The 18,817-nt window shown below is 45.9% G+C and carries 19 protein-coding genes, 1 other RNA gene and 2 pseudogenes; 9 read left to right on the top strand and 13 right to left on the bottom strand.

All coding sequences use genetic code 11. From position 1 onward, the window contains the following. Positions 1-180: 180 nt before the first annotated feature. The 5 genes from KBW69_RS20965 to recR all read left to right on the top strand — a co-directional run bounded on the left by KBW69_RS20965 (position 181) and on the right by recR (position 5,040). Entirely contained in the window at positions 181-1,542 is a 1,362-nt protein-coding gene (locus KBW69_RS20965) for a L,D-transpeptidase family protein (protein WP_257253974.1), read from the top strand. Between the two features lie 124 nt (positions 1,543-1,666). Beyond that, positions 1,667-1,763, top strand: an RNA gene (gene ffs, locus KBW69_RS20960) — signal recognition particle sRNA small type. A gap of 126 nt (positions 1,764-1,889) precedes the next feature. After that, on the top strand, positions 1,890-3,899 hold the full coding sequence (gene dnaX / locus KBW69_RS20955) for a DNA polymerase III subunit gamma/tau (protein ID WP_257253973.1): 2,010 nt from the start codon (positions 1,890-1,892) through the stop codon (positions 3,897-3,899). 102 nt (positions 3,900-4,001) lie between these two features. Then, on the top strand, positions 4,002-4,328 hold the full coding sequence (locus KBW69_RS20950) for a YbaB/EbfC family nucleoid-associated protein (RefSeq protein WP_257253972.1): 327 nt from the start codon (positions 4,002-4,004) through the stop codon (positions 4,326-4,328). A 112-nt stretch (positions 4,329-4,440) separates the two neighbouring features. Further along, positions 4,441-5,040: a recombination mediator RecR gene (recR, locus tag KBW69_RS20945; RefSeq protein WP_257253970.1), complete on the top strand. Its 600-nt coding sequence runs from the start codon at positions 4,441-4,443 to the stop codon at positions 5,038-5,040. A gap of 43 nt (positions 5,041-5,083) precedes the next feature. Here the strand turns inward: recR and KBW69_RS20940 are convergent, their stop codons facing one another. The 11 genes and pseudogenes from KBW69_RS20940 to KBW69_RS20885 all read right to left on the bottom strand — a co-directional run. Then, on the bottom strand, positions 5,084-5,650 hold the full coding sequence (locus KBW69_RS20940) for a Uma2 family endonuclease (RefSeq protein WP_257253969.1): 567 nt from the start codon (positions 5,648-5,650) through the stop codon (positions 5,084-5,086). Positions 5,651-5,732: 82 nt separating this feature from the next. Then, positions 5,733-6,644, bottom strand: coding sequence for a hypothetical protein (locus KBW69_RS20935; protein WP_257253967.1), 912 nt, complete (start codon positions 6,642-6,644; stop codon positions 5,733-5,735). 224 nt (positions 6,645-6,868) lie between these two features. After that, positions 6,869-7,480 (bottom strand): acyloxyacyl hydrolase, encoded by a 612-nt coding sequence (locus tag KBW69_RS20930; protein WP_257254123.1) that lies wholly within the window; start codon positions 7,478-7,480, stop codon positions 6,869-6,871. 345 nt (positions 7,481-7,825) lie between these two features. Further along, on the bottom strand, positions 7,826-9,115 hold the full coding sequence (locus KBW69_RS20925) for a capsule biosynthesis protein (protein WP_257254122.1): 1,290 nt from the start codon (positions 9,113-9,115) through the stop codon (positions 7,826-7,828). A 361-nt stretch (positions 9,116-9,476) separates the two neighbouring features. After that, positions 9,477-9,887, bottom strand: coding sequence for a DUF86 domain-containing protein (locus KBW69_RS20920; protein WP_257254121.1), 411 nt, complete (start codon positions 9,885-9,887; stop codon positions 9,477-9,479). Between the two features lie 258 nt (positions 9,888-10,145). Beyond that, on the bottom strand, positions 10,146-10,448 hold the full coding sequence (locus KBW69_RS20915; protein WP_257282164.1) for a nucleotidyltransferase family protein: 303 nt from the start codon (positions 10,446-10,448) through the stop codon (positions 10,146-10,148). 190 nt (positions 10,449-10,638) lie between these two features. Beyond that, positions 10,639-12,624 (bottom strand): capsular polysaccharide biosynthesis protein, encoded by a 1,986-nt coding sequence (locus KBW69_RS20910; RefSeq protein ID WP_257282163.1) that lies wholly within the window; start codon positions 12,622-12,624, stop codon positions 10,639-10,641. Between the two features lie 367 nt (positions 12,625-12,991). After that, positions 12,992-13,624, bottom strand: coding sequence for an adenylyl-sulfate kinase (gene cysC / locus KBW69_RS20905; protein WP_257282162.1), 633 nt, complete (start codon positions 13,622-13,624; stop codon positions 12,992-12,994). Between the two features lie 113 nt (positions 13,625-13,737). Then, positions 13,738-14,052 (bottom strand): nucleotidyltransferase family protein, encoded by a 315-nt coding sequence (locus KBW69_RS20900; RefSeq protein ID WP_257282161.1) that lies wholly within the window; start codon positions 14,050-14,052, stop codon positions 13,738-13,740. Next, positions 14,045-14,239, bottom strand: a complete 195-nt coding sequence (locus KBW69_RS20895) for a hypothetical protein (protein ID WP_257282160.1) — start codon at positions 14,237-14,239, stop codon at positions 14,045-14,047. The genes KBW69_RS20900 and KBW69_RS20895 overlap by 8 nt, the downstream gene beginning before the upstream one ends. Before the next feature lie 320 nt (positions 14,240-14,559). Beyond that, positions 14,560-14,856 (bottom strand): annotated as a pseudogene (locus KBW69_RS20885) (ISAs1 family transposase); the annotation flags it as partial. Positions 14,857-15,164: 308 nt separating this feature from the next. On the opposite strand from KBW69_RS20885, the gene KBW69_RS20880 reads away from it, so the two are divergent. Beyond that, a complete protein-coding gene (locus KBW69_RS20880) occupies positions 15,165-15,425 on the top strand; it encodes an AbrB/MazE/SpoVT family DNA-binding domain-containing protein (protein ID WP_257255260.1) in 261 nt (86 codons plus the stop codon). After that, on the top strand, positions 15,422-15,841 hold the full coding sequence (locus tag KBW69_RS20875; protein WP_257255259.1) for a PIN domain-containing protein: 420 nt from the start codon (positions 15,422-15,424) through the stop codon (positions 15,839-15,841). Before KBW69_RS20880 ends, KBW69_RS20875 begins: the two co-directional genes overlap by 4 nt. A 71-nt stretch (positions 15,842-15,912) precedes the next feature. On the opposite strand, the pseudogene KBW69_RS20870 reads toward KBW69_RS20875, so the two are convergent. Together KBW69_RS20870 and KBW69_RS20865 are read right to left on the bottom strand one after the other, a co-directional pair. Continuing rightward, positions 15,913-16,209, bottom strand: a pseudogene (locus KBW69_RS20870) (ISAs1 family transposase); the annotation flags it as partial. Between the two features lie 205 nt (positions 16,210-16,414). Next, the gene (locus KBW69_RS20865) at positions 16,415-16,681 is read right to left on the bottom strand and encodes a DUF2442 domain-containing protein (RefSeq protein WP_257254996.1); all 267 of its coding nucleotides are present in this window, start codon (positions 16,679-16,681) and stop codon (positions 16,415-16,417) included. A 575-nt stretch (positions 16,682-17,256) separates the two neighbouring features. Here KBW69_RS20865 and KBW69_RS20860 point away from each other — a divergent pair. Then, positions 17,257-17,526, top strand: a complete 270-nt coding sequence (locus tag KBW69_RS20860) for a type II toxin-antitoxin system Phd/YefM family antitoxin (protein ID WP_257254995.1) — start codon at positions 17,257-17,259, stop codon at positions 17,524-17,526. A 383-nt stretch (positions 17,527-17,909) separates the two neighbouring features. Further along, on the top strand, positions 17,910-18,314 hold the full coding sequence (locus KBW69_RS20855) for a hypothetical protein (RefSeq protein ID WP_257254994.1): 405 nt from the start codon (positions 17,910-17,912) through the stop codon (positions 18,312-18,314). The last annotated feature ends 503 nt before the right edge of the window (positions 18,315-18,817 follow it).

The following is an 18,817-nucleotide window of genomic DNA, read 5'->3' as shown; positions in this document are numbered from 1 at the left end:
CTCTGGGTTTCAGAGGCAACCATCCATTGATGCAATCTGCTCTCTGTCGGCCGGCCATGCTTCCTCTTTGCCTGATGGTTTATGGCGCCCTTTAGTATTTATATGGTCACCTGACTTTGTTTCACGAGACATTGCTCCCGGAGACACTGTCCCCAAAGTACAGTTGCAGATGAGGATGTCATGCATAGATGGATTGTCATGCTGATTGGCTTCACGCTCTACGCCAAGGCCGATAACACTGCTTATATAAACTGGATCGCCGGTTTGCCTGATCAGGGGATTCCTGTGGAAGATCAGGACTGGCGGCGCCTCGTTGCCTACCCTTCTTCCGAAGTCCTTCAGAAAATGGTTCGTCGATATGCCTTGTATGTCGATAGAGGGCGTCTTGACAAAAGGTTGTTTCAGCCAGGCTGGCGGATAGAGGATCAGCCACGCAAAGAGAAAGATTACTCGCAACACTATTCGATCAATGATCTGAAGCGTCTTGAGCCTGATCTCCCTCAATATCCTGCTTTGGTGAACAGTCTGAAAAAACTCAGGGACTGGAGCCTGATGGCTGTCCGGGAGTTTCCGGATGATTTGATTTTCTTCAAAGACGATCAGCACCCTGCTGTTACCCGCCTGAATCAGTGGCTCATGGATCTGGACCTTGTTGAGAATTTAGAAGGCAGTGTATACACACAAATACACAAGGATGTCCTGACGCGAGTACAGCTTCAGTTTAATCTGATGCCGGATGGCAGGTTGGGGGTTATGACGCGTCAGGCATTGTTAGCTATAACGCACAAGAGAATCAGAACGCTTAAGGCTAATCTCGAACGGCTTCGCTGGTTACCACCGACACTGCCATACCCCCATATTCGTGTGGACATTGCCGGATTCAATGTTGCCTGGATCAAGAATAAAACCCATCAGAAGACTTATAAGGCGATCGTTGGTATGCGTCATAAACAGACACCCGTTTTCAATGATCAGGTTGAAAGTGTGACATTCAATCCTGTCTGGAAAGTTCCACATTCGATTGCCGCTCATTCAATCTTAAGGGCTGAAATGAAAGAGCCGGGATTTTTAAAACGTGAAGGTTTTGTCGTTTATGAAAGCTGGGACGACCTTGCGCCTGCTATTGCTATTGATCGAGTGAACTGGCTATTACTGACGCCCAAAACATTTCGTTACCGACTGGAGCAGCAACCCGGCGAGATAAACCGATTAGGGCGGTTTAAGCTGGATCTACCGAATCAGTATGGTGTCTATCTTCACGATACGGATAAGTCTGATTTGTTTAAAGAAAATAGAAGGGCTTTCAGTTCAGGCTGTGCCCGGGTTGAAGGGATTGCCGATTTGATTCAAACCATCTTTCATGAGCAATCCATGATATGGGTGCATAAAACTACTCCTGACGCGCTGACCTACACCAGGAGGCTTTTGCAGCCAGTGCCCGTTTATTTTGTTTACTTTACAGCCTGGCCCGATGAGTCGGGCAGAGTCCGATTCAGGGAAGATATCTACCAGCAGGACACGGCCATGACCAGCTGGTTTTGAATCTTATGTAGATCTGTCAATTATGGCTCCAGCGCAAGAGGGGCTTTATAAGTGGTTGACGGGGCAAGGTGTTTTGTGGAGAATGCGCTGCATCCAGACGAGTTGTCTGTTTTTTGGTGGGCCCTGTCGGTCCCCTCGCAATGATGAGCTGTGAACCCCGCCAGGCCCGGAAGGGAGCAACGGTAGCAGTGACATCATGTGCCGGGGTGTGGCTGGCAGGGTTTGCCTCCATCTGTCTTGCCCTGTCTGCCAAATACCCTTATATGACCCTTGTGAACCGTGCATTCTTTCGTTTTCTTGGTTAGCATAGAGTCTTCAGTTTCTGTCACCGGTATTCAAGCTTTTCAATGAGCTATCAGGTTCTAGCGCGCAAATGGCGACCCCGTTCTTTCAAAGAGCTGGTGGGCCAGACACACGTATTGCAGGCTCTGGTCAATGCGTTGGACCAGGATCGGCTGCATCATGCTTATCTGTTCACAGGCACACGCGGGGTGGGCAAGACAACCATTGCCCGGATTCTTGCCAAATGCCTTAACTGTGAAACAGGGGTCAGCTCCACTCCCTGTGGACAGTGCGCTGCCTGCTGCGAAATTGATGAAGGTCGTTTTGTTGATCTTATTGAGGTGGATGCAGCTTCCAGAACCAAGGTGGAAGATACCCGGGAACTGCTTGATAATGTTCAGTACGCTCCTACCAGAGGGCGTTATAAGGTTTATCTGATTGACGAAGTGCACATGCTCTCGGTGCACAGTTTCAATGCACTGCTAAAAACCCTGGAAGAGCCACCTCCCCACGTAAAGTTTCTTCTGGCTACCACGGATTCTCAGAAGCTGCCAGTGACCATTCTGTCAAGATGTTTACAGTTTGGGCTGAAAAATATGACGCCGGAAAGGATTGTTGGTCATCTGGAAAATATTCTTGGCCAGGAATCTATTCCTTTCGAAGGTCCTGCACTCTGGCAGCTGGCCAGGGCAGCCGATGGCAGTATGAGGGACTCTCTGAGCCTGACCGACCAGGCTATCGCATTTGGTAATGGTCAGGTAACCGAGCAGGAAGTCAGTGCCATGCTTGGTACCATTGATCAGGGGCAGGTCATGAAGATGGTAAGAGCTCTTTCGTCGGGAGGGGCTCCGGAAGTGTTAGCCGCTATTGCCAACCTTGCTGAACATGCGCCGGATTATGTGGCGGTACTGGATGATATGCTTTCCATGCTGCACCGGATTGCCATTGCCCAGGCCGTGCCCGAGGCAGTTGACAACAGTCAGGGCGATCGTGAGCAGGTTCTGGAACTGGCGGGTAATATGCGGGCTGAAGATGTTCAGCTCTATTATCAAGTCGGTCTGGTAGGGAAAAGAGACCTGCCACTGGCGCCGGATCCACGGGGTGGCTTTGAAATGGCTCTGCTGAGGATGTTGGCATTCAGACCTGAACCTGTTGCCGTTCAGGTGTCCCGGAATGCCCAGCGAGAAGTGGCTGCACCATCAGCAGAAGCTTCAGAGCCGGTGGCAGCTTCTCCTGATCCGGAACCTGAGCCTGCTGGTGCCCTACAGGCCAGGCACCAGCAGCAATGGGTGACTGAAGTAAGAGAGCCTGAACATCCTTTGCCACCGCCTGTGGCTGAAGAACCTCCTTCTCAGACCGAAGCTGAGCAGTCCTCGTCTGCTGCTACAGAAAATCCATTACCGGATGATTTTGCTCCTTCATCGTTACCGGATGTAGAGCCAGCCCAGGTACACGAATCTGATCAAACTCCTGTAACAGAGATCCTGCCAGCGGTTGAAGTCTGCCAGGAGCAGGAGACAGAGGAGGACGATATTCCGCCTTCAGTATCCACTTATGAAGTTTATGCCTCGGAGCTGGCATCACGACAGGAAGTTATTCAGCCAGCGCCTGAATCGGCAATGGTTGAAGAAGAACCTGTTCAGGGGCTGGCTCCTGAAGAGAGAATTTCTTTTGCTGATCTGAATGTTCAGTCCTGGGTGCCTGTTTTCAGAAGCCTTCCTCTGGGTGGAGTGACCCGAACGATTGCCTCTCATTGTGAGTATGTCGGTCATTCGGCAGGCAGGGTTGATTTGCGACTGGACAGTGGCAGAAGCACTTTGTACAACGACACACACCGGCAGAGGGTTGAGAAGGCGTTGAGCGACTATTTTGACCAGCCGCTCAGGGTTCAGGTAGAGATTGGTCAGGTTCAGGCAGAAACCCCTGCTGCCTGGCGTGAGCGTAAAATGGCTGAACGAATGGCTGCTGCACGCGCCAGCATTTTAAATGATCAGCATGTACAGAGCCTGATTAATGAATTTTCCGCTGTCGTCATCGAAGACAGCATTCAGCCAGTTGGCAATGTTATCAAGTGATGAGTAGCCGGTTATTTCAATCATCCGGTGATCATATTTGTCTTTAGTTCATCGCTTTCAGTGATCATTCGATGAGCTAAACGTTACCGTAAAGGAGTTTTTATGTTTAAGGGCGGCATGGGTAACCTGATGAAACAGGCCCAGAAAATGCAGGAAGACATGCAGCGTATCCAGGAAGAGCTTGCCAACGCTGAAGTCATTGGTGAATCTGGTGCTGGCTTGGTAAAAGTGATTATGAACGGTCGTCATGATGTCAAGGATGTGCAAATCGACCCCAGTCTGATGCAAGAAGACAAAGAAATGTTGGAAGATCTGCTGGCGGCTGCTGTGAATGATGCAGTTCGCAAGGTGGAAGAAAACAGTAAGGATAAAATGAGTGACCTGACCGCTGGTATGGGTCTGCCTCCCGGCTTCAAGATGCCTTTCTAAGCGTCACTTGCTAAGTGTCACAGGGTTATTCGTCCAAAGCATATTTGGACAATCATCTGATAGCAGGACCCACTCGTAGCGACTGGGCCCTCACCGGAGTTTGAGTGCATTTATGTTCAGTCCTCTGATCAGGGAATTGATGGAATCCCTGCGTTGTTTGCCCGGGGTGGGGCCCAGATCTTCCCAGAGAATGGCGTTGCATCTGCTGGAAAAAGATCGGGAAGGTGCGCTTCGGCTGGCTAAAGCCCTGACCGAAGCGACAGAAGGGGTCGGACGTTGCAAGGCTTGCAGAACACTGTGCGAGAGTGAATTGTGTGATATTTGCAGTCACCCGGGCCGCGAGAAATCAACACTTTGTGTGGTAGAAAACCCTTCTGATGTTATGGCCCTGGAACAGGCTGGCGGTTATTCCGGACGCTATTTTGTGCTTATGGGACATCTCTCACCCATCGATGGGATTGGTCCTGAAGAAATCGGGGTTACCGACCTGCTGGAGCGAGTGGCTGATTTTCAGGTTAAAGAAGTGATTCTTGCTACTAACCCAACGGTTGAGGGTGAAGCAACCGCACACTTCATTGCGGAAGAACTCAAGAGTATGGGAGTAGAAGCCACTCGGATAGCACATGGTGTGCCGCTGGGAGGTGAACTGGAATATGTTGATGGTGGTACTTTGGCCCACGCATTGGCAGGCCGACGAAAACTGGAGCTCTGAAATACAGGAGCATTCCTGAAGACAAGGTGTTGAGAGGGGCACACTAGTGTTGGTATAGATCAGTCATTGGTATTGTCAGCTCCAGACTCTCCAGCAAGATGCTATCAGTTTCGTTATAGGTGGCTACGACCTTGAAGCGTCCATCTTGCCACATTCTTTTTTCTACGACAGGATGGTTAGGGTCAACAACCAGGTACTCACCTTGAGTCGCCTTTAAGATATGCCCGTACTCCGCTGACTTATAAACACGATCGGTTAGCTCTGTGCTCTCGGAAAGTACTTCAATCAGAACCGTAGCGGATTCGCACATATCTTCGAAGCGCCGCTTTCGCTCACATGAGACCATGACATCAGGATATCTGAAGGATTTAACAAAAGCAGATTCAACTTTTAAGTTGACATCAGCTGCAAACACATCGCATGGTTTTCCCACCAAATGATTACCTAAAATGCGGGTTAAATTAGCGATCATCTTACCGTGCTGAATAGTTCCGCCTGCCATAGCCACTATATATCCATCAATATATTCATGGCGAGAAGTGATTGATGCCCTTTCGTGGGCCAGATAAGCTTCAGGGGTAACCAGAGAATGACTGATTTTATGAGGCATGTCGTGTCCTGTTCTGTTTACCGGGCAATTTATTAAAACCCTATCCAGTAAAATCAATCACTTTGACTTGGCGCGGTTTAGATTATTTAGGACAAAAGTACTGAATACGTTTCACAAGGCCTCCGGTTTTCCCTTCTCCAATTCGTGTTCGGGTATATCGATCCGTAGACATCCAATCAATGGTTTTCTGTGTGCCCGCCACAGAGCCCGGGAAGTAGGTATTGATAAAAAGGGTGAAGCCGCCATTATCTGTTCCGAAAGCGGCTTGCCAGCTTGGATCACTGTCGAGTTGTACCCGATAAAAACAATTTCTGCTGAAGCTGCTGGCCTGAAGCTTTCCGTCTTTGGCCTCCTCAATCACTTTTTTAGTGGAATCCGAGTCAGGAAAATCTCTCCATTCAATATTCTGACACTGTCTCAGTATTGTCTGGGTTGGTACTTGAATGGCTCGCCCATCGGCTTTCTGAACAAGAGTTGTATTTTTTCTGTCTGACTGGATCTGGGCGCTCAGAACCGTCTTCAGACTGCCAAAGTCTTTGGGGATCAGTTCAAGGTGGGTTCTGTTATAGCGGGTGGGCAGGTAATTATAAAAAGCCTGTTCTTCATTGATCCAGTGGAAGCAGTCAGGATTAAAGCCGCTATTACTGTTCAGGTCTATTTTCTCAGGAGCAGGGGGGCACCATCTGCGAATGGCTTCAAAGCCAAGAGGCTGTTCGCTCGTGCTGCCGCTACCCTCTACGATCAGAGTGCTTTTCTGAGCGGCAGAAATTTTGAGTATATAAGCCTCAGCATTTTCCAGGCTGCCGTAAGGGGTCAGCAAAAGAGCATCCTTATTGACGGCGGCTGCGAAGAACCAAGCTCGATCGAACTCCACCTGGTAGTGGCATTGAGGATTGAAATCCTCCGGGGTGTCTACAGCAATCTCTACCCATGGGGATTCGAGAGGCACCCAGGCAGCAAAAAAACCAAGAATCGTCGATAAACCAGAAGCCATCGGGATACACCATAATGCTACGATGTATCCATTCTAGCAGCCTGTCGGACTTAAGGCTGTCCTACTGCGGTTGCAATAAATTGGTCTAAAAATTCCTGCTTCTTCGTCAAATAGCTCGCTATTCTCCTCAGAAGCAGAAATTTTTATCCTCAATTTCTTGCAATCCTCGCTACGGACGCTTAAGTCCGACAGGCTGCTAGACCAGAATATCGGCGACTCACTGATTACCACTTATAGCCGAATGTCGCCAAATGAAAGTCAATGGATTCATTCATGCTGTGCAGACCGGCGTTAGAGTAATGAAACCAGCCATAGCTGAGTTCAAATTGCTGCTTGGAACCAAATTCAATACCTGCCATGACCCGGATCTCGAATTGCGAGTGACCGCCCATATTGATGGGTGATTTCTTCTCTTTCTCCAGGTCCTGTTCAGACAGGTAGGCAGCTCCCACCCCAAGATCTATAAACGGACGGACACTGGCCTTGGGCAGAAATGCCATTCTTAATACCGGTGAAAAACTGATAGCTGTGACTTTGTCTTTGCCATCAGGGCTAGGGTTGTCGCTGGCTGTGAGATTACTTTTCCATGAACTGGCAGCCAGTTCAAAATAGCTGCTGAGCACCATGTTATCAGACTGATAAAAGCCCTTCTTCCAGTCCCAGGTGATGCCCAGACGCAGATTGGTGAAATCTGCTGAACGACTCGAAACAAGATCAAGGTACTGGCCGTAGCTAACGTTGATACTATCTGGAACAAAATCTTCTGCGTGAGCACTCTGTGTCTGGATCAGCAGCGTAGCTGATAAGCAGAGGCTGGCAATAGCTCTCTTCATCATACTTCCCCCGAAAAATATCATCCTTGTGGTTTCCACGCATTAGCTATCGGCCGGCGAGATTGAAACTTTATGGAAAATTTTTGATGGCTTATTGCGGGGGGGCTGAGATGAGAGAGTAGGGCTAAAATCCTCTGCGCATTGGTTACGCAGACTTGTCTGTAGTAACTTGTTTGTTGTAAAGAGTAGCTCTTCCAAAACTGTTCTCAACTTGCTTGGCATTTCAAGTGACTAACAGGAACCTCCTACCGATATTAGGTAGAAGAGGACGTCAGGCAGAGGTGTATACAAACAGTAGGAGAGCCATTAAATTAACATGGCTGCACGGGTCGGGTGGGCAGTGCAGACCTATGCAGCGCCGCTGTATGAGGATCGCAGGGATTCGGCTTGTTCAGGAATCAGGCAGGGGTCTTGCTCTGATGGTCGAAATGTTGAAGTGGGTTTAAGACGTTTTTCGTAAAAGCTCAGACTGTTATTACAGGTGAGCGTTAAGTATTTGAAAAAGCTACCATTGATTTGGGTTTTCTGAAAAAGGCAGGAATGAAGTTGTTTGAATAGATGACGGTCAACAGGCTCGGGATTTTTCCAGAATGACTCCAGTGATCCCTGATGGGTAATACCCTCGATATCATATAAGGCTCGCCCCATGACCTTGGTAGGCAGATGATGCAGAAGGGCAGAGATTCCAACTGAACTGTTAACGGTCACTACGCCACAGGTATGTCGATATAAATCGGGTAATGGGATGTCGTGGCAGTAGAGCACTCTGTCCTGAATGCCCAGATTGGTTGCCAAGTCTTCAATAAACTGTCCATATTCTGTGTAGCCCCGATCCATTGGGTGGTGTTTAAAGCACAGGACCTTATTTGAATCTGCATGCTTCCAGAAAGAGACCATGACTTCCTGAATAAAAGCTTTGACCGACTCATAAGGTGAGTGGAAAATCATTTGGGAGTCGTCGTGGACTTGCAACGGGACCAGATAGAATCTCTGATCAAACTCATTGTCCAGACGAAATTGCATTTGCCTGTCGTAACTTTTAAAAAGCCACTTTCTGACAAAACCTCTCAACCAGTAAAAGCCTTCTTTGACCGGATGAGTCGCCCTGTGATGCCTGTACTGAGAAAATTCACCCTTTGAGAAAAAACTGGCCCAATAATAAAGAGCAGCGTAGCCAGTCCTTTGCCTCATGGTACCGCCGATTGTCTGGATGGATTTAGCAGAGCATAGCATTGCTTTTTCCAGGCTCTCATGGCTGAGATCCATCTGACTCAATGCGTTAACACCTCCCGACTCCAGTGTGATGGTATCAGGTCTTAGGTAACCTTCTTCGAAGACACAAAATTGGACCCCCAACGCATCACAGACGGGTTTTGCAGTTCTGTGATAATAACGGCAATCGCCAAGGAGAAAGACGGCTTCAATACGATGTTCAGTGAGGTACCGTTCAAGAAAATCAGCCCAATCAGCGGGCTTGCCATTGTAATGGGTCTGAACATTAGCCCATGAAAAAAGCCGGTCACCGCCATTAAAGTTGATTTTGTGGGTGGTGTAACCCGCTCTGGAAAAGGTACGTGCCAACCGCTTGAAAAACGGTCCAAGTGGGCCCTGAAGAAAAAGTACGGCAGATTCAGTCATATGCTAACCCCGGCCCTTTTGTATGACCCGAGTCGTTTATAAACGGTTGTGTATTGTGCAGATCCTAGCATAAGGCAGTCTAAAAATATAATACAATGTGATTAAATCGCTGTTGAAGCGAGCTGGCTTGGAGGTTTAATATGATTGCCTCAAACAATACTACGTTCTGATTTGGAAAGACTATACGTATAGGACGTTTTGGTGATTAAACTCACCTCAACCGTTGATCCTCAGATGGCTAAACAAGCTGAAGTTTATGCAGTCGTTCAACAAAAGAGCCTTTCCAGATGAGTAGAAAATTTTCTGAAATCACCGCCAACGTCGGAAGAGGGCGAAGAGGTGAAATTGCAAGCTGTAGTTGTCACTGAATATTCTTCATCGTTTCTTCAGCAAAGAGCTTGATCTCTTGCACATGCTTCACAATAACGGCTTTGAGAATATCAATATTTAGTTTCTGGTACTCATGAAAAGCAATATTCCTGAATCCGATCATCTTCATCATGCTATCTGCCAGTTTGACAGACACATAACCATGATCTGACAATAGGGAAAACGAGTCCCGACTTCCCTGAGGGATACCCAGCTGCTTCAAGCGAATTACCCGGTTTGCCAGGTCTGTTGCGGCCTGTGATGCCCGCTGGATATTTAAAATAATGGAGTCCTGACGGGTGAAATTCGTCGTCAGTTCATCTTCGTGTCCGACGTACTCTTCTTCGATACGGCCGAGGCAGCGCTGAATAATGCTGTATTTATTCAGAATCACATCATCCATTTTTAAGCCTGCTCAATAAATCATTAATAATCTCGCGGCGTTCTTCCTGAAGCTGCTGATATTTAGAAACAACATGGGTTTCGAACAGGTCATGCCATTTCATCTATCCTGACTAGCAGCCTGTCGGACTTAAGCGTCCGTAGCGAGGATTGCAAGAAATTGAGGATAAAAATTTCTGTTTCTGAGGAGAATAGCGAGCTATTTGACGAAGAAGCAGGAATTTTTAGACCAATTTATTGCAACCGCAGTAGGACAGCCTTAAGTCCGACAGGCTGCTAGCCAAACGCCATTTTGAAAGACTTCTTTCTGGAGCACTGTAGTCGCGTCTTTCAAGTCAATTAAATCAACATCTTTACTAAAGTGGCAAGCAAGCTCCTGTGCTTTATCCCACAAAAGCTGTTGAGAGGTTTGCCCAGAGATTAAGACCGCTAAGTCTATATCGCTTCCGGCTGTGGCATGCCCAGTCGCCTGACTGCCATACAAAACGATACCCTGCAGAGTTTCTCCAAATGCTGCTCTAAGTGACTCTTCAATATAAGAAGCATCTAAACTGGCGTGCATATCTTCTCTTTGAGAGATGGTTGTGTCATTAGCATAACACTCCTCAAGGTATAGTGGATCCCATACACTGGACAGGTGGTTAAGTTGAGTTTTCTGGCTGTGACGTTCCCCTTCAGGAGGAAATCATGAGTACCAATTTGTTAGCTGATGCTTCCGACCCCTCGTTTCCCACTGAGACCATAAGAAATATCTAACTAAACAAAGCTTCTATCAAATAGCCCAGCTTTCGTCGTTTTCTGCTTAACCATTGGATCATAAAGTGACGATTTTCAGCTGTTGAACAACGTTCTCGTTCGATCGAAGCAATAACCCTCTCTGGTGTCGTATACCTCTGGGTTTGCCAGTTGATATACATGGGGTAATGACAGTGAGCAAAATAGATCAGTTCGTCTAAAGTTCTTTTGCGATGGCGTCTTTTGCAGATCAAGTGATCAACGGTTACTCCCCATCCTGCATAAAAAGGCTGGCCCCAGCAATGGACTGTTTTTCCAAGTGTCAGGGCTTCAAAACCTGCCAGAGAGGTCATGACGTGCAGTTCATCACATTGCTCAATACAATCAAAAATATCACCATCCAGTACAACATGATCGACCCAGTCCAGGGCCAGACTCTCGGGAATATGACCCTCCCTCCCTGCTAAAAGAACATCCGGATGGGGCTTGTAAACAATAAAAGCATCAGGCGCGTGGGTTCTGACCGCCTTAATCAACTCAAGATTGGATGAGATTTCAGGGCTGCCCCATTGGATAGAAGCATCGCTGTCCACCTGACCTGTAATCAGTATCTTTCGCTGATCCATTCTGACTGACTCAAACAGGCATTGCTGCGAGCCTTGCAGATTATATTTGCTGATTCGTTGTTCTTTCAGGGTCTTACGTAAAGCTTTTGCCCGCAGGAGTTGCTGATCATTGAGCTCAATGGTGTTGATTGCAGTTTCGAGATCAGAGGGTCGTGAAGCATCAAAATAGATGCCCGTCTGATCCAGAATCAAAGAGCTGGGTCTGCGCAGGTCAGCCCCCAGACCTACTGAACGAATGAAGGCGTCTTCAGCTCTGAAAAGCTTAATATTCGATGGCGGTTTATAATCATGATGTTTGGCTCCCCAAACTAAAATGCCATCATCAGGTTTCGTCTTCGCTTCAGCTTGCTGAACCGATTTTACAAACAAAACCTTTTCTGAAATCGCTTCAGTAAAATGCTTTAAAAAGGCTCTTTTCCATAAGCTGAAGCCCACCGCATAGAGTGTGTTGACGGGCTGGCTCCGTGAAGTTCTCTGCAGGACGATAAGCTCAAGAATATTTTCCAGCTCACACCGTTCAAAAGTTTCCGGATCAATATAACGAGTGTACTTCAGGCAGGCTGCAGCAAAGAGGCTTTCAATAGTATGCGTTTGTTTCCGACGAGGGCAGGGAACCCGGTCATCGGTTAACCCCCAGCCACTGTAAAAAGGGACACCAAAACAAACGACATTTTTCTTGTGCCAGAGTGCTTCGAATCCTAATTGAGAGGTAACGACGTAGACTTTTTCAAAGTAGGGGAAAAGAGACTGAGCATTAACCTTGTCCGCAAGAATATGTATTCTGGGATTATCAGGAAGATGGCTGCCGAGATAACCCTTTTTGGTACCCAGAACAACATCAGGATGAACTTTTATCCAGATTTCAGAATCCGGATTCTCCGCAAGCGCCGCATCCAGCATTTTCTCAAAGCTGGAGTCATCCGCTACTCCAAACTTGACGGAACAGTCTCCGTAAGTCTGATCAACCACAAGAACACGTTTCAGCCCTTCAGCTTCAGGCTTCCAGCCGTCTATAGGCTCATGATTATATTTAGTGATTTTGTTGTCAGTAATCTGAGCCAGAAGGTTTGAAGACCGCTCTCGTAATTCTGCGTTGAACCAGTCGGGACGATTGAGAAGCGCTTCAATATCAGAAGGGCAGTTAGCGTCGTAATAAATGCCCTGTTTATCAACGATCAGAGCAAAGCGTTTGTCACCCAGGGCAGGGTGGCCCAGATAGCTGATAAAGCCGTCTTCAAGGTGCCAGTAGGGTACCTGATGCTTTTCTGCAAGTTTTACAGCTTTTTCTGTGTTGGCTTTTTTGCCCCACCCCACAACAACATGAGAAGGTTGTATTTTCGTGTAAGACTTTTTCTTCTCTATGCGATCGCACTGCAAGAGAGTAGTCAACTCTCCTGCTTGACTTATCCCGCGAGAAAAAGTAATGAAAGCGGGTTTTGGTTTTAAAGAAGACGGCAATGGAGTCACAGCTATTTGATAGAAAAAGGTTAAAAGGTGGATAAAAGGCTTTATCGGTATTTTGAATAGATACTGAATTACAGTGAATTATCTACTATTACGATCAGATGCCTTGGGCATTGTGCTGATTTAAAATGCACCTGTTGCATTAATCCGGCAACTACCATAACAGAAAAAACGTACAACAGGTGAATTTTTGCATTGTGCGCAAGAATGCTTGACGGTCGAATAATCCACATTAATATGACAAGGCTAAAACGGTTCAACACTGAACAACCTTTAAGCCTTACAGCTCATTTCCAACCGTTTTTTCATCCAGTTCTGAGTTCCGTGGCAGTTTCTTCTCAACCAGATAATCAAGAACCACTTGAGTGCATTCCTTAAGGCGCATTTCTGCTGTATTAATGACAATCTCCGGGTTCTCAGGCACGTCATAACGGGAATCAATGCCCGTAAAGTTTACGATTTCACCTGCTCTGGCCTTTTGATAAAGACCCTTGGGATCACGCTGCTCACAGACATCCAATGGAGTGTTGATAAACACTTCGATGAACTCGCCTTCAGGCAGCATATTTCTGACCATTCTTCTGTCAGATGTGAATGGAGAAATAAACGCACTCAGAACAATAAGGCCGGCATCAACTAACAGGCTTGAGACCTCACCTATACGGCGAATGTTTTCAACCCGGTCACTATCGCTAAAGCCCAGATCCTTGTTCAAACGATGCCGAACATTATCACCGTCCAATACATAGGTATGATAACCCTGTTCATGCAGAAGAGCGTCAACTGCATTAGCAACGGTAGACTTACCTGAGCCACTCAGGCCGGTAAACCAGATCAGGCAGGGCTTTTGCGATTTCAGGTTCGAACGTGCTTCTTTAGAAACCCTGTGAGTATGCCAGGCAATATTTTCCATATTCCAGTTAAGCTCATTGTGCTAGTGCTCCGGATTGGCCTTACTCAACTGCTCAGCCATCAACTCTGCCGAGCTGTATAAATAGCAGGGGTTATCGTAATCATTCCCTGTCTTCAAACCAGACAAAGCACCTGATAGCAGGATTTAATATTGGTTTTAAAAGACTCTGGTATAGCAGACCAGGACAATGCCTGCACAATTATAGGTATGTTGGAGTCACGTAAGACTTCATTAAATGCCGTGAACTGATCGAAATTATCATGCTCGTCATGCCCATCAGGGAAGTGAACGACAATGTCCAGATCACTGGCATCATGATTAGTACCTTTTACACGACTCCCATAAGCCCATAGCCTGGTGCCACGGGTGAATATTTGTGATGCCAGATCACAGACAGACTCACGATCCTTTTCTCGTAAATCAATCATTTCTAACTCTATTTAAATGCTTTCCTATCGCTGTCTCCAAAATAATGGCATCAGCGATAAAACCTGGTAGCAACTTAAGAGTGTATTCAGCGAATTTCTTGCCATAAACCTTCAGATACTTGCGAAGGAGTTTGTCAGCCTGTTCGAGGATGATTTCAAACTCTTTAACACAGGCTGACCGGTACATATCGTAATCTATACTGCCTTCTTCACAGGCGAGTAGACGGTTATGAGCAGTCTCCAGTGTCTTGATGCAACGGGAAAAAAAGTAGTGTCTATAGTCATGTGTCTTAATGGCAATGTTTGTTTAGCCTCGGAACGAATTGATTTCTCTCCATGGTTCTTTGGACAAGGTCTGAATGTTTAATCAAGTATATACCCAGGTATATACAAAGAGGATCAAAGATGAAGACGACCATTTTCAAAAACAACAAAACACAGGCTGTACGGATTCCCAAGGAGTTTGTGTTTCCAGACAATGTGAAACACGTTCAAATCACGGCAAAATCATGAAAGTGCCTGCCCAGCAAGGACTTCAGCCAGATAGCGTGTACTCATAGCGGCTTTCTTTTGTTTTCTCTTCAGACCTGTTTTGAAGGTTTTCGTGTTGTTCAACAGATTGACTGCAATATGTCTAAAGCCTGCCAAAATTTCTGCTCCGTCATTTCTTCGGATGCGACACTCGTTTTCTCGCATCGTAACATCGAGTTTCCAGTGAAGCTTATGCTCTATGTGCCAATGCTCCCGGCTGGCCTTACCCAATTACTCAGCCGTCAGTTTTGCAGAGCTGATGTAGTAGCGAATCTTGGCGAGAGTCACTGATAATAGAGAGTTGTGAAATCAAATCGTGAGCATTCATGTTGAGGCCTTAGCCTGATGTGCATTTATAAGGCCGTAGACGTATTAAAAAGAAAGCAAATATAAGCTAGAGGTCAATAATTTCAGGGGTTTTCATGACTTTTACCTGCCCATCTATGCCAATCGCATATTTATGAATTTTCATCATCATCCATTTTCACGCACGCGTGGGAATACGTACAGCCTTCCTTGATGATGTGGAGCTTCACTGCTAGTTTAGTATTACTTATTTTCGATAGTAATACGGTGTTCTTATGCCTAAGTTGACCAGTAAAAGACAAGTAACCATACCTCAGGATGTCTGTAACAAACTGGGGCTTGTTCCTGGTGATACTCTGAAGGTTTTTGAGCGGGATGGAGTCGCTCATTTGGTAAAAATGTCTAGTGAAACACTCTCAGGTACATTAGCTTGTGTAAAAGTCACAGAGTCTGAATCTGCGGTAAACCAGGGTGATCTGGATTTTAAAGAAATTTTGAGAAAAAAAGCTGCCAGAAAATTCAGAGGTCAGGAATGATTGCTGTAGATACCAATGTGCTGATTCGCTATTTACTGCAGCCAGTGGACAGTCAAAACCCGCCTTGGCAAACTCAAAAGGCTGTCCTTACAATAGACTCTGCGGAAAAGGTTTTTTTGTCGGACATAGTATTGGCTGAAACCGAATGGGTGATGGAGGCTGTTTTTAATTTGACCAGAAATGATATCCATCCAGTGTTTTATGAGTTGGCAGCCAGTACCCGTTTTTTGTTTGAAGACTGGGAGGCACTCCAACGTGCCCTGATGGATTATAAAACTTATCCAAAAGTGGATTTATCCGACTGCCTTATTGCCAGACGAGCCCATAACAATGGGGCTGAAACACTCTATACGTTTGAGAGCAATCGTAAACTGGGTGCATTACCAATAGTGACCACTCTTACTGTTCGTCATTAAATGCTACAAAAAACGATTCCATACAAAGTGGCTAACTTAATAGAGCTTCGATTAAGTACCCTGCGGCAAAATCATGAAAGTGTCTGCCCAGCAAGGACTTCAGCCAGATAGCGTGTACTCATAGCGGCTTTCTTTTGTTTTCTCTTCAGATCTGTTTTGAAGATTTTCGTGTTGTTCAACAGATTGATTGCAATATGTCTAAAGCCTGCTAAAACTTCTGCTCCGTCATTTCTTCGGATGCGACACTCGTCTTCTCTCATCGCAACATCGAGTTTCCAGTGAAGCTTATGCTCTATGTGCCAATGCTCCCGGCTGGCCTTACCCAATTACTCAGCCGTCAGTTTTGCAGAGCTGATGTAGTAGTGAATCTTGGCGAAAGTCACTGATAATAGAGAGTTGTGAAATCAAATCGTGAGCATTCATGCTGAGGCCTTAGCCTGATGTGTATTTATAAGGCTGTAGACGTATTAAAAAGAAAGCAAATATAAGCTAGAGGTCAATAATTTCAGGGGGTTTCATGATTTTTCCTTGCCGGGTCTCACGACACGGGTTTCTCCGAGTTTCTTCTTTTGGTTACGCGGCATCAAACCTAACTAGCTGACCTGCCTTATCCAGTTTCTCATGCAAGCTACCAGGACTCAGTTCAAAACCATTAGGCCAGCACAAAGCGCCAAACTCAAGGAAAAAACGGCAAAAATACTGTGAACTCTCCAAGGGTAATGTCATAGCTGTTTTTTTAGACAACAACGGAGAAAAATCCATCACTCCGTGGGAACCATCAGAAAAAGAAAGTCGAATTTCTTTATCGTATAACCACTCAGCTTTTATCAATTTAATCATAATCAGCTCCCGGAATACGCTCTAGCGGCTGAAGCTCCAATGCTTTTTGCCAGTTATCAAATAGTGCTGTTTTATGGTCACCACACTAGTCAGATACCAATCTTGCGGCCTTCTTTGGAAGATGACCCTTGAGAACTGCACCATCATTAATACACACCAAAGCCTCGTGACCTTGTTACTCAACATGGATATGTGGTGGTGGATGATCATCATGATACATTCTGATGTAAATTCCAAAAAAAGAAGAGATCACAGGCATCACAATTACCATCAGCTTAAAGCTTATATCACTGCCTCCAAAGCCAGATTGGTCAACTGTGGGGGGGCTTACAACTCCACACAATGATAGAAATGGCCCAATCTCCTTATTGAACCCCCTCCTAACCTGTTACTATTCCGGATTGTATAAAGCAACCTATTTGCCAGGTATCAAGTATCAAGACCTGACCCCGGTTTCTGACCCCGGTTTCGGTAGTTCGGTAGTAGTAGAAGGGTCATATATGGACATTATATGGACTTTTTCTTTTGTTTAACCTATCCTTGAAATGTTATTTTTTTAACACTGAGGAAAATAGATGAGCGTATCACCCTTACCCCGTACCAAAACGGTATCGACGTTTAAAAAAGAATTAGCTTCTATGGATGTATCTGAGCCTGTAGTCGTTACACAAAATGGGGAACCTTTATATGTAGTTCAAGACCCCGTACAGTTTGAGATGCAACAGGAACAAATGGCTCTATTAAAATTGTTGTCATTTGCTGAAAAGGATGTTCGGGAAGGTCGAACCGTATCTTCTTCAGAACTTCTGGCTGGATTGGAAGGGCTTCTTGACAATGAAGTTTGAGTATTCACTCGCTTTCCAATGCCAGCTTCATGACAGGTTTTACTATTTATCCCGACACATCGGACAGGAAGCGGCTGGCGAGCTTCTTAATGGCTTCATTACTGGATTTGAGAAAAGAATCATTGAACATCCCCGAAGTTCTCCATTATGTTTGGAGGCGTCAGAAATGGGGTTCACAACGTATCACGACTATGTTGATGAAAAGCTCCAATTGCGAGCGATCTTTCGATTTTCTGAGACAGAGGACATGGTATACCCATTGCTATTTTTGAGTACCAAACAAAGCATCCGACAAGCTTTAATACAGCATTGTCTACGACAATAGCCAGAATTCCCCAAAAGCCTAAATAACATTAACAGAAAGATTTTCGGGAATTATCAGGGTGAAATCATTTCAAGACCACCTTATCGAAAGTGAAATTAAAGAAATTATCGAAGGCGCATTTAACGACCATTTTAAAATGGGATTCAGTAGCAAGGATTCGTTTAGCGTTTCGTCAAAAGGTAGTGTTCACGCCAAAGGATCATCTAAAGAAGCTGGCGAAGTTTCCAATATCGTTTTTAAAAGTGCGAAAGGAAGCAATTTTAAAGCCCAAATTGAGAGCCTTTGGAATACTAGCAAAGATGTTTCTACTTTCGTGAAAAAGATCAATCAGGAAATCGATTCAAATACTGCTTTCGTGAAAGCGAATAGTTCAGATAAGAAAAGTGTCAGTAAGATAAACAAAAAGATCGAGACCTATCAGAAGATTGTTAGCTCTATCGAAAGGCTTGGCAAGAAAAAATAGAGCTGGGCTTTCGTCAGTAAAGTTCACCTCGACAATGTTGACTCGTTCCCACGCTCCAGCTTGGCAATGCATACCCATATCTGAAAACGGGCTTTACAACTTGAGATGTCGTATGGATTCAACATGGGAGCCACTATTTTGCCACACGTGAGAACGACCCAAAGAGCCCTAAAAACAGAACAGAGTCAAACGATGTCAACAATCAAGACCTGATCCCTTTTTTCCAGATAGCTCGGCTTGCGCAGAGCAAGCCCATAAATTATCATTCTTTCCGTCTCTTGCAGACCTACCTCCGGTAACTTTCAAGGTAGATGTCGCCTCAACTTATGCAGCTAAATCACAATGCTGCTGATTCTCTGATCGCTCAGGGTTAAGTCATACCTCTGCCGGTAATTGCCAGTTTCTGGTTTCACGGCTTCCCCAACGCTCAGGGTGTTGCTCTTTTGCTTTACGGTAAACTCTTTCACGATTCAGAACCTTCTTCTGAGCCTTCCCTGTGTGTC

It is taken from the genome of Endozoicomonas sp. ISHI1 (genome assembly GCF_024606225.1).
GTDB lineage: Bacteria > Pseudomonadota > Gammaproteobacteria > Pseudomonadales > Endozoicomonadaceae > Endozoicomonas_A.
Note: the sequence above shows the minus strand (reverse complement) of the source record. Positions and strands in the feature narration are given on the sequence as shown.